21 protein-coding genes, 1 tRNA gene and 1 pseudogene are annotated in these 19624 nt (G+C 74.1%); 5 read left to right on the forward strand and 18 right to left on the reverse strand.

The features are described 5' to 3' along the window. Positions 1–9: 9 nt before the first annotated feature. The 6 genes and pseudogenes from ACZ4TG_RS03045 to ACZ4TG_RS03070 form a co-directional block, all read right to left on the reverse strand. Positions 10–1524, reverse strand: a pseudogene (locus tag ACZ4TG_RS03045) (peptide-N4-asparagine amidase); the annotation flags it as partial. 454 nt (positions 1525–1978) lie between these two features. Next, the gene (gene rraA / locus ACZ4TG_RS03050) at positions 1979–2473 is read right to left on the reverse strand and encodes a ribonuclease E activity regulator RraA (protein ID WP_468159557.1); all 495 of its coding nucleotides are present in this window, start codon (positions 2471–2473) and stop codon (positions 1979–1981) included. Between the two features lie 71 nt (positions 2474–2544). Beyond that, positions 2545–2811 (reverse strand): GlsB/YeaQ/YmgE family stress response membrane protein, encoded by a 267-nt coding sequence (locus tag ACZ4TG_RS03055; RefSeq protein WP_468159558.1) that lies wholly within the window; start codon positions 2809–2811, stop codon positions 2545–2547. Between the two features lie 93 nt (positions 2812–2904). After that, the gene (locus tag ACZ4TG_RS03060) at positions 2905–3198 is read right to left on the reverse strand and encodes a hypothetical protein (protein WP_468159559.1); all 294 of its coding nucleotides are present in this window, start codon (positions 3196–3198) and stop codon (positions 2905–2907) included. Positions 3199–3203: 5 nt separating this feature from the next. Next, positions 3204–4073, reverse strand: coding sequence for a hypothetical protein (locus tag ACZ4TG_RS03065; RefSeq protein WP_468159560.1), 870 nt, complete (start codon positions 4071–4073; stop codon positions 3204–3206). Then, positions 4070–5011 (reverse strand): phosphatase PAP2 family protein, encoded by a 942-nt coding sequence (locus ACZ4TG_RS03070; RefSeq protein WP_468159561.1) that lies wholly within the window; start codon positions 5009–5011, stop codon positions 4070–4072. The genes ACZ4TG_RS03065 and ACZ4TG_RS03070 overlap by 4 nt, the downstream gene beginning before the upstream one ends. Before the next feature lie 211 nt (positions 5012–5222). On the opposite strand from ACZ4TG_RS03070, the gene ACZ4TG_RS03075 reads away from it, so the two are divergent. Then, complete coding sequence (locus ACZ4TG_RS03075; RefSeq protein ID WP_468159562.1) at positions 5223–5846, forward strand: TetR/AcrR family transcriptional regulator; 624 nt, start codon at positions 5223–5225, stop codon at positions 5844–5846. A gap of 219 nt (positions 5847–6065) precedes the next feature. On the opposite strand, the gene ACZ4TG_RS03080 is transcribed toward ACZ4TG_RS03075, so the two are convergent. From ACZ4TG_RS03080 to ACZ4TG_RS03095, 4 genes are all read right to left on the reverse strand, one after another. Further along, positions 6066–6608, reverse strand: coding sequence for a TerD family protein (locus tag ACZ4TG_RS03080; protein ID WP_468159563.1), 543 nt, complete (start codon positions 6606–6608; stop codon positions 6066–6068). 147 nt (positions 6609–6755) lie between these two features. Then, positions 6756–8510, reverse strand: a complete 1755-nt coding sequence (locus tag ACZ4TG_RS03085; RefSeq protein WP_468159564.1) for an ankyrin repeat domain-containing protein — start codon at positions 8508–8510, stop codon at positions 6756–6758. A 77-nt stretch (positions 8511–8587) separates the two neighbouring features. Then, positions 8588–8660: transfer RNA gene (locus ACZ4TG_RS03090), tRNA-Ala, on the reverse strand. Positions 8661–8864: 204 nt separating this feature from the next. Beyond that, on the reverse strand, positions 8865–9944 hold the full coding sequence (locus ACZ4TG_RS03095) for a hypothetical protein (protein ID WP_468159565.1): 1080 nt from the start codon (positions 9942–9944) through the stop codon (positions 8865–8867). Positions 9945–10219: 275 nt separating this feature from the next. Here ACZ4TG_RS03095 and ACZ4TG_RS03100 point away from each other — a divergent pair, with 275 nt between their 5' ends. After that, on the forward strand, positions 10220–11032 hold the full coding sequence (locus ACZ4TG_RS03100; protein ID WP_468159566.1) for a glutamate ABC transporter substrate-binding protein: 813 nt from the start codon (positions 10220–10222) through the stop codon (positions 11030–11032). 200 nt (positions 11033–11232) lie between these two features. Here ACZ4TG_RS03100 and ACZ4TG_RS03105 read toward each other — a convergent pair whose 3' ends face one another. Further along, positions 11233–11799 (reverse strand): DJ-1/PfpI family protein, encoded by a 567-nt coding sequence (locus ACZ4TG_RS03105; protein ID WP_468159567.1) that lies wholly within the window; start codon positions 11797–11799, stop codon positions 11233–11235. A 202-nt stretch (positions 11800–12001) separates the two neighbouring features. Here ACZ4TG_RS03105 and ACZ4TG_RS03110 point away from each other — a divergent pair, with 202 nt between their 5' ends. Both ACZ4TG_RS03110 and ACZ4TG_RS03115 read left to right on the forward strand, forming a co-directional pair. Then, positions 12002–12820, forward strand: a complete 819-nt coding sequence (locus ACZ4TG_RS03110; RefSeq protein WP_468159568.1) for an endonuclease I family protein — start codon at positions 12002–12004, stop codon at positions 12818–12820. Positions 12821–12936: 116 nt separating this feature from the next. Further along, complete coding sequence (locus ACZ4TG_RS03115) at positions 12937–13242, forward strand: DUF3040 domain-containing protein (protein ID WP_468159569.1); 306 nt, start codon at positions 12937–12939, stop codon at positions 13240–13242. 40 nt (positions 13243–13282) lie between these two features. Here ACZ4TG_RS03115 and ACZ4TG_RS03120 read toward each other — a convergent pair whose 3' ends face one another. The 4 genes from ACZ4TG_RS03120 to ACZ4TG_RS03135 all read right to left on the reverse strand — a co-directional run bounded on the left by ACZ4TG_RS03120 (position 13283) and on the right by ACZ4TG_RS03135 (position 17162). Then, positions 13283–13714 carry a GNAT family N-acetyltransferase gene (locus ACZ4TG_RS03120; protein WP_468159570.1) on the reverse strand — a complete coding sequence of 144 codons (432 nt, stop codon included), beginning with the start codon at positions 13712–13714 and terminating at the stop codon, positions 13283–13285. Between the two features lie 41 nt (positions 13715–13755). Further along, positions 13756–15396 carry a beta-N-acetylhexosaminidase gene (locus ACZ4TG_RS03125; protein WP_468159571.1) on the reverse strand — a complete coding sequence of 547 codons (1641 nt, stop codon included), beginning with the start codon at positions 15394–15396 and terminating at the stop codon, positions 13756–13758. 71 nt (positions 15397–15467) lie between these two features. After that, entirely contained in the window at positions 15468–15905 is a 438-nt protein-coding gene (locus ACZ4TG_RS03130) for a GlcG/HbpS family heme-binding protein (protein ID WP_468159572.1), read from the reverse strand. Positions 15906–15947: 42 nt separating this feature from the next. Continuing rightward, positions 15948–17162, reverse strand: a complete 1215-nt coding sequence (locus ACZ4TG_RS03135; protein ID WP_468159573.1) for an MFS transporter — start codon at positions 17160–17162, stop codon at positions 15948–15950. 163 nt (positions 17163–17325) lie between these two features. Between ACZ4TG_RS03135 and ACZ4TG_RS03140 the strand changes: the two genes are divergently transcribed. Next, positions 17326–17787, forward strand: coding sequence for a MarR family winged helix-turn-helix transcriptional regulator (locus ACZ4TG_RS03140; RefSeq protein ID WP_468159574.1), 462 nt, complete (start codon positions 17326–17328; stop codon positions 17785–17787). Between the two features lie 67 nt (positions 17788–17854). Here the strand turns inward: ACZ4TG_RS03140 and ACZ4TG_RS03145 are convergent, their stop codons facing one another. Genes ACZ4TG_RS03145 through ACZ4TG_RS03155 form a run of 3 tightly spaced genes read right to left on the reverse strand, consistent with a single transcriptional unit; the run spans position 17855 to position 19559 of the window. After that, positions 17855–18376 (reverse strand): hypothetical protein, encoded by a 522-nt coding sequence (locus tag ACZ4TG_RS03145; protein ID WP_468159575.1) that lies wholly within the window; start codon positions 18374–18376, stop codon positions 17855–17857. Then, a complete protein-coding gene (locus ACZ4TG_RS03150) occupies positions 18373–19050 on the reverse strand; it encodes an RNA polymerase sigma factor (RefSeq protein ID WP_468159576.1) in 678 nt (225 codons plus the stop codon). The genes ACZ4TG_RS03145 and ACZ4TG_RS03150 overlap by 4 nt, the downstream gene beginning before the upstream one ends. An 8-nt stretch (positions 19051–19058) precedes the next feature. Then, positions 19059–19559 (reverse strand): LAETG motif-containing sortase-dependent surface protein, encoded by a 501-nt coding sequence (locus ACZ4TG_RS03155; protein ID WP_468159577.1) that lies wholly within the window; start codon positions 19557–19559, stop codon positions 19059–19061. Positions 19560–19624 lie beyond the last annotated feature (65 nt).

The following is a 19624-nucleotide window of genomic DNA, read 5'->3' on the forward strand; positions in this document are numbered from 1 at the left end:
CCACCGCTGTCAGCAGCCTCGCCGGTCCACCGTCAGGGCGCCCTGGGCGGTGCCGACCGTCCGGTCGTAGCAGTCGCCGGGCACGTCCGACCCGTACAGGCGGTAGCGCGCGGTGGTGGTGCCGACCGCGTGCCGCTGGTCGCGCGGGACGCCGGACGTGTAGCTCGCGTCTCCCGCGTACCGGTCGTCGAGCCGCGACCAGCCCACCTGGCGGCCACCGCGCAGGGTGACGGTGTCGGCGCGGTCGCCGAGGGACAGGACGGTGCGCAGCCGGTCCCCGGCGCCCAGGGTGGTCTCGCCGTCCATGGTGTACGTGCGCTTCGTACGGGTGGTGGTGGCGCCGTGGGTCACGCTCTCCTCGTCGGTCCAGTCGGCGGTGAGCGCGTCGCGGTTCTCGCCTTCGGTCCAGCGGTGCACGGAGGTGTGGTGCACGGCGCGGGTGACGGTGGTGGCGACCCGGCCGTGGGAGGTGTCGAGGTGTCCGGCGACGGTCAGGCGGTGGGCGCCCTCGGTGTCGAGGCGGTGTTCGCTGCCGGGGGTCCAGCGGGAGGAGCCGGTCGGTTCGCCCTCCTCGTGCCGGGTGAGGGCGCCGGTGACGACCGCGCGGCCCTCGTCCTGCCAGAGCAGCAGGTTCGTGGGGGTGCTCCAGCCGCTCTGGCCGGCCGGGACCCCGGCCACGGACACCTCGATCCGGTGCGGCCGGCCGTCGTTGAGGATCGCGGCGTACGGGGTGAGGTCGTAGCGGAGCGGCTGGACGTCGAAGGCGCGGGGGCCGGGCGTCACGTACCAGAGGAAGGGGTTGGACCAACCGCCGGTCCAGACGGTCGGGAAGGGCGCGGCGAGGCCCGCGAGCTGCCCGTCGACGGAGACCCGGACCTCGCGGTAGGGGCCGTCCGCGGCCTTGCAGGAGTAGGGGGCGGCGTCCGGGACGGTCATGTACCAGTACTCCTCGCAGCCGCCGCCGGAGCCGGTGGCGTACACCTCGGCGAGGATCCGTTCGGTGTTGCGGGGGGTGGTGACGGCGGGGGTGGTGAGCGGAAGGACGCGGTCGGGGGTCTCGGCCGGGCGGGTGCGGCCTTCGGCGGCGTAGAAGGTGAGGGTGGCCTTGACGTCGATGACCCCGGTGTAGGTGTCGTCGACCACGTTGCCGATCAGCATCTCGACGGGCTGCGGACGGCTGAGGGTGTCGCGGTAGTGGGTGACGTCCTTCTCCACGGACCAGGCGATGCCGTCGGGCGAGGGCTCGGGGGTGGAGGTGCGCAGGATCTCGACGCCGCCGAGGGTGAGGTTGCCGAGGCGGTCGTACTGGCGCCCCTTGACCTTGCCGTCGAGGCGGAGCACGACCTTGGCCCAGTCGGCGCGGCCGCAGCCGGCGGGCGGCGCGTAGCTGCCCCGGTAGGGGGTGAAGTCCCGGAACTGGGCCTCGGCGAGCGTCACCTGGCAGGACCGGGTCCCCGGGCGGGCGACCGGCGGGCCGGGGGTGAGGGGGTCGTGCCAGTCGGTCCCGAACTCGGCGGGCGGCTCGGTGGCGGGGAGGCTCCCGGGGGCGGGGGCGTTCCCGGTCGCGGGGGTGGACGCGGTCGCGGGGGTGGACGCGGTCGCGGGGGTGGACGCGGTCGCCGGGGTGCTCGCGCCTGCGGAGGTGTACGCGGTCGCCGGGGTGCTCGCGCCTGCGGAGGTGTACGCGGTCGCCGGGGTGTTCGCGGCCTCGGAGGTCTTCGCGGCCGCGGGTCCCGCGGTGCCGGCGAGCGTGGCCGCCGCGAGCGCGAGCGCGCCGAGCAGGCCCGTGGTCCTGTGTCGTCTCATGGGCCCGAAGTGAAACCCGGCCGAGCCGCGCGGCGCCAGAGCCGGTGGCCCGGCCCTGGCCGGATCTCGCCGCTCCCGGACCTCGCGCGCCCGCCGCCCCGTGCTCGCCGCTCGCAGTCCCGGGGCCCGGCGTGGCAGCGGGCCGGAGCCGCCGCGGCGGGCACCCGTCGCGTCAGGCCTGGCGCGAGTCGCCCGGCAGGAGGACCACGCCGTCGTCGTCCGCGTGCACGGTGTCGCCCGGGCGGAAGGTGATCCCGCCGACGGTGACGGGCTCGTCGACCGCGCCCGCGCCGGTCTTCCCGCTCTTGCGGGGGACCGTGCCCAGGGCCAGCACGCCGAGGTCGAGCCCGCCCAGTGCGACGCTGTCGCGAACGGCTCCGTTGATGATCATCCCGGCCCAGCCGTTGCTCTGGGCCGCCCCGGCGATGAGGTCCCCGGAGAGCGCCGTGCGCAGCGAGCCGCCGCCGTCCACGACGAGGACGGCGCCCTCGCCCGGCGTGTTGACGAGCTCGCGCACCAGGGCGTTGTCCTCGTGGCAGCGGACCGTGCGCACCGGGCCGGCGAAGAGCCGTCGTCCGCCGAAGCGGCGGAACTGCGTGGCGCAGACGGCGAGGGCCTCGCCGTGTTCGTCGTACAGGTCGGAGGTGGGGACGGGGGTGACGCTCATGGCGTTCTGGGCTCCTCGCAGCTCGTACGTCGCGCCGTGCGGGCCCAGCGTAGGCGGCGGCCGCACCCCCGTCAGCGCCGGGAGTGCCCGAACAGGATCCGGTAGGCGACGAGCAGGACCAGCGAGCCCGCGATGGCGGAGCCCCAGGTGGCCGCGTCGAAGAACTCGGTCTGGATCGGCCGGTCGAGGAACTTCGCGGAGAGCCAGCCTCCGGTGAACGCGCCCGCGATGCCGATGAGGGTGGTGACGATCAGGCCGCCGGGGTCCCGTCCGGGCAGCAGGAGCTTGGCGATGCCGCCGGCCAGCAAGCCCAGGATGATCCAGCTGACGATGCCCATGCCCGTTCACTCCGCTCCGCTCGCGTGAGGTCGCGTTCGTTCGCGCCCTCACGGGGGATGACGCGTACCCGGCCCGAACGGTTCTCGGGCCGCTCAGCGGCGGTGTGCCCGGGCCGCCATCGCCACCGTGGCCACGGTGGCCGCGACGGCTCCGGCCGCCATGAGGCCGCCCCGGGAGCGGTAGGAGAGGACGGAGAAGGCCGAGCAGGCGGAGAGCGCCGAACCGGCGCTGAGCCACGATCCCGTGGAGCCCAGCGACAGGGCGGATCCGATCGAGCCGATGGACAGCACGCTGCCGACGGAACCGACGGACAGCACCGAGCCCACCGAGCCGATGGACAGCACCGAGTCCTTGGACCACAGGGAGAGGTACGAGCGGTCAGCCATGCCGATCATGCTGCCACACGGGGCGCGGGTACGGCGGCGGTCACCGCGCCCTGGTCGCCCGGCGCCGTCCTGGTCAGCAGCAGCACGCCGCGCCCCGCCGCGAAGGCGCCGGCCGCGGCGAGGGCGATGCCCAGCGCTCCGCCCTGGAGGCGTTCCCCGAGCAGCACCATGCCGATGGCCGCGGCCGCGAGCGGGTTGGCCAGGTTGACCACGGCCAGCGGCGCACCGAGGCCGCCCCGGTAGGCCCGCTGCGACAGCAGCATCCCGCCGACCGCGAACACCACCACGAGCAGGGCCACCGCGATCACCCGGAAGCTCAGCAGCGCTCCCCCGCGGCCGCCCGCAACCGCCACGGTCTGGGTCAGGGCGGATGCGGCGGCGGAGGCCAGCCCGGACGCCGTCGCGTGCCGCAGCCCCGAGCGCACGTCGCCCCGTACGGTCAGCAGGACGATCACCGCGGCGGTGGCTCCCGAGACGGCCAGCGCCTCGGCCAGGGTCAGGGTGTCGTCGGGGGCGGGGCCCGAGGCCGGGAGCAGCAGCAGTCCCAGCCCGGCGACGGTGGCCAGGGTGCCCCGCCACTCGGTGGCGGCGACCCGCCGCCCCGCTCCGCGCGCCCCGAGGGGGACGGCGGCGACCAGGGTGAGGGCTCCGAGGGGCTGGACCAGGGTCAGCGGCCCGTACCGCAGGGCGGCGGCGTGCAGCAGTGCGGCGGCGGCGTTGAGGCCCGCCGACCACCACCAGGCGCCGTTGCCGAGCAGGGCGGTGGCGGTGCGGGCCACGGCGGCGCGGGCGAGGCGTTCCTGGGCCACGGCGGCGGCCGCGTAGGTCACGGCGGAGGCGAGGCAGAGCGCGACGGCGAGGGCGGTGGCGTTCATCGCCCGGCCCCGACCCGGTGCCCGGCCCCGGCACCGACACCGGCACCGGCCCGCGCGGCGGCGCCGTCACGGCCGGTGGCGTCGGGGCGCGGGCGCGCCAGGCTCCGTACGGGCGGCTCGGCGGCCGGAGCCGGGTCCACGAGCCGGTCCACGACCGGGTCCACGACCGTGGCCGCCGCCGGGACCGGGGCCACGACCGCGACCGGCCGCGGGATGACCAGCAGCGCGGCCCCCAGCAGGACGGTGGCGACGATCGCGTCGAGCCAGTAGTGGTTGGCGGTGCCGACGACCACGAGCAGGGTCACCAGCGGGTGCAGCAGCCACAGGGCCCGCCATCGCGAGCGGGTGGCGGCGATCATCCCGAGGGCCAGCATCAGCGCCCAGCCGAAGTGCAGGGAGGGCATCGCGGCGAACTGGTTGGCCATGGTGTCGGCGGCGGGCGCGGCCCGGTAGACGGTGGGTCCGTAGACCTGCCCCGTGTCCACCAGGTGCGCCGCGCCGAGCATCCTCGGGGGCGCGAGCGGGAAGCCGAGGTGGAGGGCGAGGGCGGCCCCGGTGAGCACGGCGAGCACCCGGCGGGTCCACAGGTAGTGGGCGGGGCGGCGGACGTACAGCCAGACCAGGAAGAGCGCGGTCGCCGGGAAGTGCACGGCGGCGTAGTAGGTGTTCGCGGTGTGTATCAGGGCGTCGCCGCCGATGTCGCCGTGGAGCAGCAGCCGCTGTACCGCGCCCTCGCCGGGCAGTCGCAGGGCGCGTTCCGCGTCCCAGATCCGCGCGGCGTTGCGGAAGGCCTCCTCGGTGCGGCCGGTCGAGAGCGTCCGGCCCGCCTTGTAGACGGTGAAGAGGCCCGCGACGAGCAGCAGCTCGCGGACGAGTCTGCGCCGGGCGGCCCTCGGCCCTGCCGCCGGTGGGTCCACGGGTGTGGTGTGGGAGGTCATCCCCCGTCTCGCTTCCTGTACTCGGCGCACGGCTGGTCGGGGCTCGTCCGGTCAGGGCCCGCCGTACATCGACACGCCAGTGTATCGATACATTCGCGTATCGATACGCAGGTGTACCGATACGCTTGCGTAGCCGTACACTCGGAGCACACCGGTACCGCAGCGATCGCTCGGGATGCCGGACCGAGCAGCCGAGGAGGGCCGCAACCCCATGACGTCGCCGCAGCCGACCGCCGCGCGCCGCTCCAAGATCAGCCCGGAGCGGGTGCAGGAGTTCTACGACGCCGTCCTGGAGCAGTTGCGCGAGCACGGCTACGAGGCCCTGACCATGGAGGGCGTCGCCGCCCGCGCCTGCTGCGGCAAGTCCACGCTCTACCGGCAGTGGAAGACCAAGCCGCGGCTCGTGGCGGCCGCACTGCGCGCGAACCGCCAGGGCACCCTGGCGGCCGTGGACACCGGGACGCTCGCGGGCGATCTGCGCGAAGCGGCCCGCATCGCGGCCGGCACCTCGGGCCGGGACACCCGGCTCACGCAGGCCCTCGGGCACGCCGTCCTCAGCGACGAAGAGCTGCAGGGGGCGCTGCGCGAGGCGCTGGTGGAGCCGGAGCTGACGGCGTTCGACGCGATGGTCGCCCGGGCGGTGGCGCGGGGCGAGATCACCGCCGACCATCCGGCCGTGGAGTTCCTGCCGGCGCAGCTGATGGGTGTGCTGCGGATCCGGCCGGTGCTGGAGGGGCGGTACGCCGACGCCGACTACCTGGTGCGGTTCGTCGACGCGGCCCTGCTGCCCGCGCTCGGCATCACGCCCGGTGCCCCTCCCGGCACCACCCCCTGAGACAGGTGGGTCGCCGTCCCCGATGACCGGACGGCGACCCGCCCGCGCTGCCACGTGGGGACGGCGGCAGCGCGCCACCCGGACCGGGCGGCGGGCACTCGCGCGACGAGTGGCCGCCGCCCGATCTGTGCGGGTGGGCGGGGCGCGCCGCCAGCACGCGGGCCGCGCCCTCGACAAGTGGGTCGAGGTATCGCCCGCGGGGAGGCGACGGCCCGCGCCTCAGCCCCGGGCGGCGCCCATGAGGCGCGAGTACTCCTCGGGGTCGGCGTCGAATCCGCGCGTCCGCGCGTGCAGCGACCAGCCGCCCGAGGCGTCCCGGACGAACTCCGCGACGGTTGCGGCGGTGGCCTGCGCGAGGTCCGCGAAGTCGGTCTCGGCGAGGTCGGTGTAGCCCTCGCGGATCCGCAGCCCGGTACCGGCTATGGCGGCGAAGTTCTTCTTGTGGCCGTCCGCGGATCCGGAGTCCTGGATCACCACGCCCACCACCACCCGGCCCAGCTCGGGCGACAGCCGGTCGAGTTCGATGGTCATCACCTCGTCGAAGCCGAAGCCCTGCCCGGTGTTGCTGTCCCGGTTGAGGGTGATGGTGCCGTCGGGGGCACGGCTGCCGAAGTGCACGAGGTAGACCGGCTCCCCGTACGGGTCCGCCGTCCCGTACACCGCCGCCAGTATGTCCAGATCGTTCGCCGGAGAGCCGGCCGGGCTGGGATCCCAGCGCAACGCGATCTCCACCTTGGCCAGGCTCTTGCGTACTCCGCTCACCGAACTCCCCCTTTGTGCAACGGGTCTTGCCCGGGCCATGCTGTCATGCGCGCGCAATCACGGCCCCGACGACCGCATGTTCCCGGCCAGTGCGCACTTCCGGCGGCCGCCCGTCCCCAGCCGTACCCAGCCAGGCCGGGGGGAGGTTCACGGCTGCCGCCGCAGGGCGCCGTACCGGTCGATCAGCGCGTTCCTCCAGGCGGTCCGAGGGTCCGTGGGGTACGCGTCGGGACTCCGGTCGAGGTGCTCCTCCAGGAACTCCAGATCGGTCCGCCGGCTCGCGCGGGCGGCCCGGGACAGGGACGTCCCCGTGATGTCCGCGACGTCGGTACGGGCCCCGGCGGCGAGGAGATCCCGGACGAGGGCGGGGGAGCCGCCGTTGGTGACGGCCGTGTACAGCGGGGTGCGCAGCGACCCGTCCCGGTCCTCCGGATCCAGGCCGGCCGCCAGCAGTGCGGGCAGCAGCGCCTCGTGGTCGAGCAGCGGCAGCAGGTGGAGCAGCCCGCGGCCGCCGGCGTCCTTGAGCCGGGGGTCGAGCCCTGCTTCGAGCAGTGCCGTCACGCCCGGGGTGTCACCGTGCTGGGCGCGCAGGAACAGCTCCTGGCGCTCGGCCCGCAGGGCGCGCGGCAGCCGGCCGTCGCCCGTGGTCCAGGTCCGGCGCACGGAGAAGCAGCCTGCGGGGGACGGGCCGCCGGACTCCGCGAGGGCGTCCGCCCGCCGCTGTTCCTCGGGGGTGTGCGGCACGTCGAGTACGCCGCCCCGGCTGCGGACCTCGTGCCAGTCGCCGCCGCACCGCACCCGTACGGGCTTCGGCGCGGCGGGCCCCGGCGGGCCCTGCGCGGGACCGGCGGCCGGGAACAGGGCCGCGGTGACCAGCGGGTGCAGCTCGCGCGGGGTGATGCGGCCCGTGCGCAGGAGCGCGAGGTCGGGCAGGCCCTGCCAGACGTACGGCGGGAGCGGGGCCGCGTGCCGCACCTCGGCCCAGGCCGCGGCCCGGACGCGCGGACGGCCTCCCGTACGGGCCCTGTCGAGCAGCAGGCTGCCGCGCCAGGGGTCGGTGATGCGGAACCGTTCGCCGGCTCCGGCCGCGGCGAGCCGGGCGAGCTCCGGATCCAGCCGGGTCAGGTCGACGGGCAGCTCCGCCGCGAGGCCTTCCAGGAAGTGCCTGGAGTGAACCGGGCGGCCCGCGCCGTCCAGGGAGGGGGTGGCCAGGTCCAGCTCGATCCCGGCGGACTCGAAGGCCGCGCCGATCTCTCCCCGCGCCTGGAGCAGGCCGACCCACTCGGCGTGCCGGGCCGGATCGGCCGTGCCGGGGTCGGCGGTGGGCAGCTCGTCGGGGTGCAGCGGGGTGCCGTCGGGATGCAGGAAGGGCATCCGGTCCGGGCCGCCGGCGTGGGCGCGCAGTCCGGCGGTGTGCCGGGCGTCCCAGAGCGGGCGGGCGGCGGTCCAGTTCTCCGCGAAGTCGGCCCACGGCTGCTCGGGCGGGGCGCAGCTGAGCCGGAGCCGTTGCGGTCCGCGGGGCAGCGCCGGGGTGGTGACGTAGAGCGCCGGGGCCGCGTCGTCCGGCCCGTAGCGGGCGAGCAGGATCCGCCTGCCGGGTGCGAGGGTCGTCAGGCCGCCGAGCAGGCGGGGCAGGTGCCAGCGCAGCAGGTCGGGGGCGAGGTGGCGCAGGTCCTGTGCCAACTCGCCGACCAGGGCGCTGCCGTGACGGGCCGCCAGTTCGGGGAAGTCGAAGTCGACGTCCACCGCGGCGGCGGCGCAGGCCGCCCGCCAGTCGCCGGCCAGCCGGTGCCCGGTGGCGCTCTCGATCATCCAGGCGGGGACGGCGTACCGGCGGATCCGCTGCCAGACGGGCCAGTTCTGGGACGGGCGGCCGACGCGCACCCGCAGCGGCGCGCTCACCGGCCTTCGCTCCCGGTCGCGGGACACCGCATGGCCGTCGGCCGTCTCATCACCACTCCACCACGTCCGAGGAAGCGCAAGACCGGCCGGATTCGAACCGGCGTCCTCCAGCGTGCGGCGATGGCGCGACGACCTCTGCGCTACGGCCTTGCGGCTGGTGATCATACCGGCCACCGGGCCGGACTCGCGGATGAGTTCGAGTCCGGCCCTGCGCGGGGCATCGTCGCGCGGTCCTGCGCAGGGCCTCGTCGCGGGGTCCTGCGCGGGGCATCGGCGCGGGGTCCTGCGCGGGGCATCGTCGCGGGGCCTGCACAGGGCCTCGTCGCGGAGCCCTGCACAGGGCATCGTCGCGGGCTACCAGTCCCCGTCCTGTACGGGCCTTCCCGGGCGGGGCGCGTTGCCGAGGGGCTTGGTCTGCGACGGGGTCGGGGCGACCCAGGGGGTGTGGTCGTCCCCGAGCCAGTCCCCGACCGGCTTGACCGCGCCGAGGGTGTCGGAGGCCGGGAGGTCGGCGGCGGACTCGTCGTAGTAGTCGAACCACGGCAGCCCGGCCGCGGTGTACGCCGCCCGGTCCACCGGCGAGGGCGGCGCGGCCTCCCCGGTGATACGGCGCCACTCGGGCGGGGTCACGAGGTGGACGAAGACCCGCGCGGCCGGTTCCTGCGCCCAGTCGGACAGGGGCCGCGCGTCCTGGTAGACCTCCTGGCGCATGGAGCCGCCGACCCCCAGGCCCATCGCGGGAGCCGCCGGTGCCGGGCGGCCGCCGGGCCGGGCCGCACGGGCCCTGGGCGCGCTCCCCGGCGCCGCCGGAGCGGCGGGGGCGGCTCCGTAACCGCCGAACCCCGCGGGAGCCGGGGCCGAGGCGGGCATGGGCGGCGGCATCAGGCGGGCCCTTTCGGCTTCCCGCCACTGCCGCAGGGGCTCGGCGCGGAGCGGGAACGCCTGGAGCTGCACCCCGCCCGTGGTCTCCTCACCGGTGACCTGGCCCTCGACCGTGGCCCCGAGTCCCAGCGGTACGGCGACGAACTGGCGCACCGTTCCCTTCCCGGAGTTGATCCCGTCCAGCCAGGGCTGCCGGGGGAGGTCGAGGTAGTTCTGCGGGCCGCGCGCGAGCCGGCCCGTCCACCGCTCGCCCGAGACCGCGCAGACCTTGCCGACCCCGACCTGGAGCGCGGCCGGCTCGCGGGTGCCCGCGAAGCTGAGCCACATCGCCTCGCGCAGGTACACCGGCAGCATCACGCCGCCCTTGGCCAGCCAGTCCGCCGGCACCGTGTCCGGGTAGTCCTCGACCCGCCTCAGCGGGAACTCCCCCAGCCCCGGCGGGAGGGCGTGCGTACCCGACTCCGGGAGGCGCAATGTCCGGATGAACCGGATCTGCGCGCCGTCGCCCAGCAGCAGCGCATTCCCGTTGATCCGCACCGAATCCGTCGCCACGCTCATCCCCCTTGTCCGGCTACGACCGAGTTCTGCCGAAGGATCTGCGGCTGAACCGGATCGTTATCCTCAAGTTTTCCTCAGATGTAGTGACGGTGTGCCCGTCACCTTCCTAGCTTCCTCGTACACGTGTCGCGACTACCCCGCGGTTCCACGTGCCCGGAACCTTCACCGGCTCCGTACGCCGCGTCAACCTCCCGTACCGACCCGGTACCCCGCTCGACCCGTTCACCCCCCGTTCCGCGTGATCCGCGTTCCCGAGGAAAGAGTGCAGCATGAAGGTTCCCAAGGCCGGTGCGGTCGCCGCAGTGATCGCCCTCGCCGTCACCGCCTCCGGGTGTGGCGGCGAAGACGCCAAGGAGCCCATCGACATCGGCATCAAGTTCGACCAGCCCGGCATCGGGATGCGCGAGGCCGACGGCACCTTCACCGGTTTCGACGTCGACGTCGCGACGTACGTCGCGAAGGAGCTCGGCTACAAGCCGTCGGAGATCAAGTTCAAGCAGGTCTACAGCTCCGACCGGGAACTGCTGATCCAGTACAACGAGGTCGAGTTCGTCGCGGCGAGCTACTCCATCAGCGCCAAGCGCAAGGAGAAGGTCGACTTCGCCGGCCCGTACTTCATCGCGCACCAGGACTTGATGGTCCGCGCCTCGGAGACCGCCATCACCAAGGCCGAGGACCTCAACAACAAGAAGCTGTGCTCGGTCACCGGCTCGACCTCCGCGGAGAACCTGAAGATCAACCTCGCCCCGAAGGCGAGCACGTTGGAGCTCGGCAGCTACTCGGAATGCGTCGTCGCCCTCCAGGACGGCCACGTCGACGCCATGACCACCGACAACTCCATCCTGGCCGGGTACGCGGCCCGGAAGGAGAACGCGGGCAAGTTCAAGCTGATCGGGCTGAACCTGAGCAACGAGAACTACGGCATCGGCATCAAGAAGGGCAACGCCGACCTCCAGCGCAAGATCAATTCCGCGCTGACGAAGATGGTCTCGGACGGGTCGTGGGACGCCGCCGTGAAGAAGAACTTCGGCCCGGCCAACTACAAGTACGAGCCCGCCCCCCAGGTCACCTCGGGCAGCTGACGGTCGTCGACGCGGTGGCGGGGTCCGACCGGTCCGAGCCGAAGCGGGCGTCGACCACGTAGAGCCGGCCCCCGTGGACCGTGCACCATGAGCGGTCCCGTGGAGGCGACGCCCCGGCCGGAGACGGCGATGCCCTCGGGCTGGGAACCGGCCGGGACCGCGATCGTGCCGGTCCCGGAACCGGACGCTTCGCGAACAGGTCAGGCCAGCGGGGCCTTGCTGCGCAGCACGGTGAGGAACTCGCGCATCCAGGCGGAGTGGTCGGGCCAGGCCCGGGCCGAGACCAGGGTGCCGTCGACCACGGCCTCGGAGTCCTCGAACTCGGCCCCCGCTGCCTTCATGTCCAGTTCCAGCGCCGGATAGGCGGTGACCCGGCGCCCGCCCAGGGCTCCGGCAGCCGCGGTGATCAGGGGGCCGTGGCAGATCTGCGCGATCGGCTTGTCGGAACCGGCGAAGGCGGCCAGGATCCGCCGCACCTCGGGGTCGTTGCGCAGGTACTCCGGCGCCCGGCCGCCCGGGACGACCAGGGCCGCGTAGTCCTCCGGGACCACGTCGGCGAAGGCCACGTCGGCGGGCCAGGTGTAGCCGGGCTTCTCGGTGTACGTGTCGAAGCCGTCCTCGAAGTCGTGCACCACGAACCGCAGTTTCTTGACCGCCGGCGCCGCGATGTGGACCTCGTACCCTTCCTCGCGCAGGCGCTGGTAGGGGTAGAGGACCTCCAGCGACTCCGCCGCGTCGCCGGTGACGATGAGGATCTTTGCTGCCATGGGCTGCTCCCGGTAGGGCTGTTCACGGTTCGTGCCCTCGCAACGCTGCCCCTGCCGCAGGGCGGACAAACCCCAAGGTCCGCACGCCCGACACATGGTTTTTACCTGTAGGGCACATGACAATGTGAGCCTCGCTCTGCCACCTGACACCCTGCCAACTGCACTGGCGGGGACGGTGCGTGTGGAGAGGTACCCCCACGTCATGAGAATCTCCCGCCTGACCCCCTGGGCGGCCGGCCTCGCGGCCGCCGCCCTGGCCCTCATACCGGCCACCGCCTCGGCCGGCCAGCAGCGGACCGCGGCGAATCCCCACGCCGACGCCTCCGCCACCTCGGACTACGCGGACTACTACGCCGCGGCCCAGGGCAAGACCGGAGCCGCGCTGAAGAGCGCGCTCCACGGCATCATCAAGACCCAGACCAAGGTGACCTACGACGGGGTGTGGAACGCCCTGAAGGTCACCGACCAGGACCCGGCGAACCCGGCCAACGTCATCCTCGTCTACTCCGGCCGCTCCCAGTCCAAGGCCACCAACGGCGGCGGGCCCAACGACTGGAACCGCGAGCACGTCTGGGCCAAGAGCCACGGCGACTTCGGCACCGCGACGGGCCCCGGCACGGACCTGCACCACCTGCGCCCCGAGGACGTGACGGTCAACAGCACCCGCGGCAACAAGGACTTCGACAAGGGCGGCAGCCCCGTCTCCGAGGCCCCCGGCAGTTTCACCGACTCCGACTCCTTCGAGCCGCGCGACGCGGTCAAGGGCGATGTGGCGCGGATGCTGCTCTACATGGCCGTGCGCTACGACGGCGAGGACGGCTTCGCGAACCTCGAGGTCAACGACAAGGTCAACAACGGCTCCGCCCCGGCGATCGGCCGGATCAGCGTGCTCAAGCAGTGGAACCAGCAGGACCCGCCGGACGCCTTCGAGCAGCGCCGCAACCAGGTCATCTTCGATACTTTCCAGCACAACCGGAACCCGTTCATCGACCACCCGGAGTGGGTCAACTCCATCTGGTGACCGTTCGGCGCCCACCACGGCGGCCCTCCGGGGGTTGACGCGCGTCAGGCAGGGTATTCGCAGGCCAGAAGCTGCGGCCCGCGCCCGGCGGTGGCAGCTCACGGAGGTACGTCGTCATGGATGGAGCCGGACTTTCCGATCACGAGCAGCGCGCCCTTTCCGCGATCGAAGCCCATCTCAAGAGTGACCGCTCCCTGGAACGCCGACTGCGGTCCGCCACCCTCCGCCATCGCGTCATGGCGGCCTGTGCGCTCGGCGCACTGACCGTGGCCCTGCTCGTCGCGGCCGCGATCACCGTCGCCCAGCCGCTGATCTGGTCCTTCGCCGCCGCCTGGATCCTCACCGTCTGCACGGCGCTGCCGCTGGTCGGCCAGTGGGTCCGGCGCCGCTGGCAGCTCCGCGACCGCACGGCCCAGCACTGAGCCGGGCCGGGCCCCCGGGGGAGGCCTGGCCCCCGGGAGGTCACTGGTCGCCGAGCGCCATCCACTTCTGCGGGTCCGCGAGGGGCTCGAAGCCGATCTTCGCGTAGACGGCGTGGGCGTCCCCCGTCGCCAGCAGCACCCGCCTGATTCCGTACGGCTCCAGGTGCGTGCGTACCGCGGCCGCCAGGGCCGTGCCCAGGCCCTTGCCCCGTACGTCCGGGGCGATGTAGACGTCGCAGAGCCAGCCGAAGGTGGCATGGTCGGTCACGACGCGGGCATAGCCGAGCTGGGCGCCGGAGGCGCTGTCGTAGACGCCGAAATTGAGCGAGCCCGCGATGGCCGCGTCCTGCTTGTCGCGGCTGCGTCCGAGGGCCCAGTAGGCGTCCTCGGAGAGCCAGCGGTGGATCAGCGCGGCATCGAGCCGGGCCGGGTCGGTGGAGATCTCGTAGCCGTCCGGAAGTTCGTGGTTCATCCACCGATCCAACCAACCCGGCCCGGCACGGTCCAGCGATTTCACCGGAGCCGGTCGGCGAGCGCCTGGAACGAGGGCCACGGGAGCTTCGGCGCCCTGGAGTCCCAGACCTTCTGGGACAGGGCAGCCAGCGGGAGCCGGATGCCCTCGGCCACCTGCGCCTGGGTCTGCGACCCGGCGAGGTCGGCCCAGACCGCGAGCCTGCCGCCAAGGATCTGGCCCGCGTACGTCGCGGGGACGGGCGTGGTGCCGCGCAGGACGAGGGGGGTCCACTGCTCGTAGATCCGGCGGCCCGTGGGGTACGTGAACTGGTTGGGCTCGCCGAGCACGTAGTAGAGGTACTCGTCGTTGAGGTTGACCACCTTGCGGCCCTCGCGCAGGTACTCCAGCGGCGGCCGGGCGCCGATCTCCTTGCCCGTCCAGTACTCGACCTGGATGTCCTTGGCGGCCGGTACCACTCCCCCGGCGAAGAAGCCGTCGTTCCACGCCTTGAGGGCCTTGCCCGAGGGCCGTACGACGGCCGCACGGTCGTTCAGCCAGCCCGTCGCGAGGTCCTGCACCCGCGCGTTCGGCCCGTACCGCTGCCGGGCGGCGGTGGCGAGCTGCGGGAAGGAGGCCTGCGGGTCGCGGACCACCAGCGCCTGGTACTCGTCGGCGCCCAGGTGCCAGGCGCCGCCCGGGAACAGCGGCAGGTACTCGCGCAGCAACTCGTCCACGAGCTTGGCCGCCGCCGGGTTGGATATGTCCACCGCTCCCTTGACCGCCCGCCCCTGGACGTCGCGCAGTTGCAGGGCGGGGTGGGCGCGCAGCACCGCACCGAGGTGGCCGGGCGAGTCGATCTCGGGGACGACCGTGATGTGCAGGCGGGCCGCGAGCGCGGTGATCGCGCGTACCTCGGCCTTGGTGAGGTGCGGGGTGGAGACGATCTCCGGGTGGGACGTGGACTCGATCCGGAAGGCCTGGTCGTCGGAGAAGTGCAGGCCGAGCTGGTTGAGCTTCACGTCGGCCATCTCCCGCAGCCGGTCCTCGATCCAGTCGGGGGTGAAGTTCTTGCGCGCTATGTCGAGGTTGAGTCCGCGCTGGGGTTTCGCGGGTCCGTCGCGCACGGTGCCCTCGGAGGCCGAACCGGCGTTGCGTATCTCCTGTTTGAGCGTGCGGGTGCCGTAGAAGACGCCCGCCTCGTCCGGTCCGGTGATGCGCACCCGGCCGCCCTGGACGGTGAGCGTGTACGACTCGGGCGGCCCGGAGCCCTTGGCTCCCAGGGCCAGCTCCACGTCACCCGGGCGCGGGTCGGCCGTCTCGGCGAAGCCCATCTTGAGTTCGCCGGCGAGCAGCTTCGCCTCGTCGGTCAGCGCCGCCCGGTCCCCGGGCGGTACGACCACCCGCGCGTCGGGGGCGGGTTTCCAGCCGGGGCCCCGCGCGGCCTGGAACTCCCGTACGGCCGGGATGGTGCTCGGGGTCGCGGACAGGGGGTACGACGGTGTGGGGCTCGGCGGGGGCTCGGGCGCGGCCGGGGCGGAGGGGGCCGTACCGGCGGGCGCCGGGGTCGCTGCCGGGGTGGTGCCCGCGCCGCGGGCGCTGTCCGAGCCGGCCGAGCATCCGGGGACGGCCAGTGAGACCAGCACGGCGGCCGTTGCCGTCGCGATGGCCTGCCCTCTCCTGAGCTTCGTCGGCTTCCTCATGGTGTGCCCGTGTGCCCATGTCCCCCGTACCAACCTGGCACGGGGGACGCGGGCGCGCTACCGGGAGGGGGTCAGACCAGCGCGTGGAGGGTTTCGAGCGCGGCTGCGGCGAAGCCGTGGTCCTGGTCGGGGGCCCCGCCGCCGACGCCGACGGCTCCTATGAGCCGGCCGTCGCGGTGGACGGGCAGGCCGCCGGCGATGAACAGCAGCGGCCGGTCGAGGGCGGTGGGCAGGGTGTGGAAGGGGCCGCCGGGCTGGACGGCGTCGACGAGGTCGGCGGTGGGGGCGTTCAGCTGGAGGGCGGTGTAGGCCTTGCGGGTGCTGGTCTCGCCGGAGATCAGGACGGCCCGGTCGTCGCGGCGGAAGGCCAGCAGGTGGCCGCCCGCGTCGAGGACGGTGACGCTGGCGGTGACCCCGGCCGCTTCGGCGGCGGCGCGGGCGGCGCCGAGCAGGAGTTCGGCGTCCTCGGTGGTCAGCGGGGCGACGGCGGTGCGGGTGGTGCTGGACATGCGGGGGTGCTCCTCAGGGGGCAGGGGTGGGTGAACGGGGGATCAGTGGTGTGCGGGGACGGTGGCCGCGGGCGCCGAGGCCGCGACGACCCGGCTGCCGGCCGCGCGGGCGTCCGTACGCCGTTCCAGGGCGCCGGAGACGCCGGCGAGGACGAGCGCGGAGGCCGCGAGGGCGGCTCCGACCCAGTTCGGGGCGGTCCAGCCGAGTCCGGCGGCGATGACGAGTCCGCCGAGCCAGGCGGCGAGCGCATTGCCGAGGTTGAAGGCGCCGATGTTGACGGCGGAGGCGAGGGTGGGGGCCCCTGCGGCCTGGTCGAGGACCCGCTTCTGGAGCGGCGGCACGGTGGCGAAGCCGAGGGCGCCGATGAGGACGATGGTGACGGCCGCGCCGGCCTTGGTGTGGGCGGTGAGGGTGAAGACGGCCAGTACGACGGCCAGTGCGCCCAGGGACACGTACAGCATCGGCATCAGGGCCCGGTCGGCGAACCGGCCGCCGATGAGGTTCCCGGCGACCATGCCGAGGCCGAACAGGACCAGGAGCCAGGTCACGGAGGTGTCGGCGAATCCGGCGACGTTGGTCATCATCGGGGTGATGTAGGTGATGGCCGCGAACACCCCGCCGAAGCCGAGCACGGTCATCGCCATCGCCAGGAGCACCTGGACGTTGCGGAAGGCGGCCAGCTCGTGGCGGATCCGGACGCCCTCGGGCCGGGGCAGTTCGGGGACCAGCTTGGCGATGCCGAGGAGTCCGAGCAGGCCGAGGGCGGCGACGAGGAGGAAGGTGACGCGCCAGCCGACGCTCTGGCCGACGAGGGTGCCCAGCGGTACGCCGACCACGTTGGCCACGGTCAGGCCGGTGAACATCATGGCGATGGCGCCGGCCTTCTTCTCGGGAGCGACGAGTCCGGCGGCGACCACCGAGCCGATGCCGAAGAAGGCGCCGTGGGCGAGGGAGGCGACGACCCGCCCGGCGAGCATGACGCCGAAGGCCGGGGCGAGGGCGGAGAGCACGTTGCCGACGACGAACAGGCCCATGAGCAGCATCAGCATGCGCTTGCGGGGGATGCGGGTGCCGAGGACGGTCATCAGGGGGGCGCCCAGGACGACACCGAGCGCGTAGCCGGTGACCAGGAAGCCCGCGGTGGGGATCGAGACGCCGTACTCGCCGGCGACCTCGGGGAGCAGTCCCATGATCACGAATTCGGTGGTGCCGATCCCGAAGGCCCCGATGGCGAGGGCGAGGAGTGCGAGAGGCATGAGGGGAGGTGTCCTTCAGGGGGGAGGGTGCGTGTCGCCGCATCGGTTGCTGTCGCGGCTTACGTGCGTCCACATTAATTGCAGACGCGGGATATTTGCAAGCGCGGGCTATTGCACCGGTGACCTATCCTGAAGGGACACGCTTCGAAGGAGGAGCCCGCCCATGACCGCCACGGACAGCGCACTCACCGCCCTCTCCCAGGGCTGGTGCGCCCTCTCCCTCCTCCACGGCCGGATCGAGGCCCACATCGAACGGGCGCTCCAGGCAGGGCACGGACTGAGCGTGCGCGAGTACTCGCTGCTGGACGTGCTCAGCCGGCAGCACAGCGGCCCGGGCGGCCACCTGCGGATGCACCAGGTGGCGGACTCGGTGGTGCTCAGCCAGAGCGCCACGACCCGGCTGGTCAGCCGGCTGGAGGACCGCGGGCTGCTGAACCGCTACATCTGCGACACCGACCGCCGGGGCATCTACACCGACGTGAGCGAGGCCGGCCTGGCCCTCCTGGCGGCGGCCCGCCCGACGAACGACACCGCCCTGCGCGAGGCGCTGGACGAGGCCTCCCGCAACCCGGAACTCGCCCCGCTGGTGGCGGCGGTGGAGAACACCCGCACGGCGGCCGCGTAGGCGCGCCCGCACGCATGGCAGAGGCGGGACACCCCCCGGGGGGTGTCCCGCCTCCTGTGTCTCGTACCTAGGGCATGCGGCTCGGGGACCCCGACGGCTGGGCCGTGGCCGTGGGCGGGGACGAGGGGACCGCGCTCGGCGGGACGGAACGCGACGGGCGCGGGCTGGACCCGGATCCGGCGCCGGCCGGCTGGGACGGCCTCGCCGACGGGGTGCCGGTCCGGGCGTCCCTCGGGGTCGGTGACGCGGCCGGCGAGGGCGTCCCGCTCGGCTGCTCGGCCTCCGGTCGCGGTGAGGGCGTCGGTCCGGGCGCGGTGAACTCGGGCGGCGCGGCGGGCGGTACCGGGCGGACCGGGGCGGCTTCGGGGGCCAGCAGGACGTAGCCGGTCACGGCGGCCGCTGCCGCCGCCAGCCCCGCGACGGACCACGACAGGCGCCGCAGCCACGCCGCCGGAACGGCCAGCCGCCGCAGGTGCGGTCCCGGCGGGTCGGCGGGGCGCAGCTCTACGACGGTGATCTCGTCCGCGCGCGCGGCCAGGGCCTGCCGCAGCCGCCGCTCGACCTGGCGTTCGTCGCCGTCGTACGTCATACCCGTCCCTCCAGAATCCGTTCCAGCGCGTCCAGGGCGCGGCTCGCGTTCGATTTCACGGCGCCGCGGCTGATCCCGAGCGTGGCGGCGATCTCCGCCTCGCTGAGCTCCGCCCAGTAGCGCAGCACCAGCACCTGCCGGCGGCGCGGGGTCAGCCTCCCGAGGGCGGCCAGCACCTCGCGGTGCGCCTCGTCGAGCACGACGGACGCCTCCGCGGACGGTACGTCGGCCGTCACGGGCGGGATCCAGGCACGGGCGGTGCGCCTGCGGCGCAGTACGGACCGGGAGGTGTTCACGACGGCGGTGCGCAGGTACCCGAGCGCGTTGTCCACCTCCGTGATCTGCTCCCCGTGCCGCCGGTACAGCGCGGTGAAGGCGTCCTGCACCACGTCCTCGGCGGTGGCCAGGTCGTCGACGAGCAGGACCGCGAGCCGGACCATGCGCAGCCGGTGCGCGTGGTAGAGCTCGCTGACGGTCGGCGCGGGCGGCGTGCCCCCGTGCCAGGTGTCCCCGGCGCCGTCTTCGTACGCGTACCCGTGCGCGTGCCGCCCCGCCGGCGCCGGCGGGGCCGACGGGGCCGGCCGGTCGCGGCGCAGCAGCCACGACCACAGGCCCCGCCACGCCCGGCCGGAGCCGGGCGTGAGGGGGCCGACGGTTGGTGCGAGGTGGAGCACGGGTGTCCTCAGCTGCTGACGCGGCGCCGCACCGTGTACAGGGCGCCGGCCCCGACGGTGATGAGCGCGGCGGCCCCGGCGCCCAGGGCGATGGTGGTCGACGAGGAGCCAGTATGCGCGAGCTCGGACCCGTCGGACGAAGCCGAGGGCTGCGGGGCCGCGCTCGGGGACGCGCTCGGACCGGAAACGGCCGGCGAGGCGGGAGCGCCGCTCGGCCGGGCGGTGGGCTTGGCGCTCCCACCGGAACCGGCGGGCGAGCTGGGGACGGCGCTCGGCCGGGCGGTGGGCTTGGCGCTCGTACCGGAACCGGCGGGCGAGCTGGGGACGGCGCTCGGCGCGGCGCTCGGCTGGGCGCTCGGCACGGCGCTCGCGGAGGGCGCCGGCGCGGCCGTCGGCACCGCCTGCGCGGCGAAGGCCTGCCCGCCCAGGACGACGCTCACCCCGGCGGCGGCCGCGGTGAGGGCCGCCGCCCGGCGGGCGGACAGGGTGACGCGCTTCAGGTTCTTCACGGTGGTTCTCCACGGTCGTGCGGTCGGGACGAGGACGCGGAACTACGCCCTTCACCCCCGCACGA

Source organism: Streptomyces sp. NPDC028314, assembly GCF_055565795.1.

Excerpts from the sequence above, each read along its gene's own strand:
- rraA (WP_468159557.1), bottom strand. The coding sequence starts at position 2,473 with ATGAGCGTCACCCCCGTCCCCACCTCCGACCTGTACGACGAACACGGC.
- ACZ4TG_RS03055 (WP_468159558.1), bottom strand. The coding sequence starts at position 2,811 with ATGGGCATCGTCAGCTGGATCATCCTGGGCTTGCTGGCCGGCGGCATC.
- ACZ4TG_RS03060 (WP_468159559.1), bottom strand. The coding sequence starts at position 3,198 with ATGGCTGACCGCTCGTACCTCTCCCTGTGGTCCAAGGACTCGGTGCTG.
- ACZ4TG_RS03065 (WP_468159560.1), bottom strand. The coding sequence starts at position 4,073 with ATGAACGCCACCGCCCTCGCCGTCGCGCTCTGCCTCGCCTCCGCCGTG.
- ACZ4TG_RS03070 (WP_468159561.1), bottom strand. The coding sequence starts at position 5,011 with ATGACCTCCCACACCACACCCGTGGACCCACCGGCGGCAGGGCCGAGG.
- ACZ4TG_RS03075 (WP_468159562.1), top strand. The coding sequence starts at position 5,223 with ATGACGTCGCCGCAGCCGACCGCCGCGCGCCGCTCCAAGATCAGCCCG.
- ACZ4TG_RS03100 (WP_468159566.1), top strand. The coding sequence starts at position 10,220 with ATGAAGGTTCCCAAGGCCGGTGCGGTCGCCGCAGTGATCGCCCTCGCC.
- ACZ4TG_RS03105 (WP_468159567.1), bottom strand. The coding sequence starts at position 11,799 with ATGGCAGCAAAGATCCTCATCGTCACCGGCGACGCGGCGGAGTCGCTG.
- ACZ4TG_RS03110 (WP_468159568.1), top strand. The coding sequence starts at position 12,002 with ATGAGAATCTCCCGCCTGACCCCCTGGGCGGCCGGCCTCGCGGCCGCC.
- ACZ4TG_RS03115 (WP_468159569.1), top strand. The coding sequence starts at position 12,937 with ATGGATGGAGCCGGACTTTCCGATCACGAGCAGCGCGCCCTTTCCGCG.
- ACZ4TG_RS03120 (WP_468159570.1), bottom strand. The coding sequence starts at position 13,714 with ATGAACCACGAACTTCCGGACGGCTACGAGATCTCCACCGACCCGGCC.
- ACZ4TG_RS03125 (WP_468159571.1), bottom strand. The coding sequence starts at position 15,396 with ATGAGGAAGCCGACGAAGCTCAGGAGAGGGCAGGCCATCGCGACGGCA.
- ACZ4TG_RS03130 (WP_468159572.1), bottom strand. The coding sequence starts at position 15,905 with ATGTCCAGCACCACCCGCACCGCCGTCGCCCCGCTGACCACCGAGGAC.
- ACZ4TG_RS03135 (WP_468159573.1), bottom strand. The coding sequence starts at position 17,162 with ATGCCTCTCGCACTCCTCGCCCTCGCCATCGGGGCCTTCGGGATCGGC.
- ACZ4TG_RS03140 (WP_468159574.1), top strand. The coding sequence starts at position 17,326 with ATGACCGCCACGGACAGCGCACTCACCGCCCTCTCCCAGGGCTGGTGC.
- ACZ4TG_RS03145 (WP_468159575.1), bottom strand. The coding sequence starts at position 18,376 with ATGACGTACGACGGCGACGAACGCCAGGTCGAGCGGCGGCTGCGGCAG.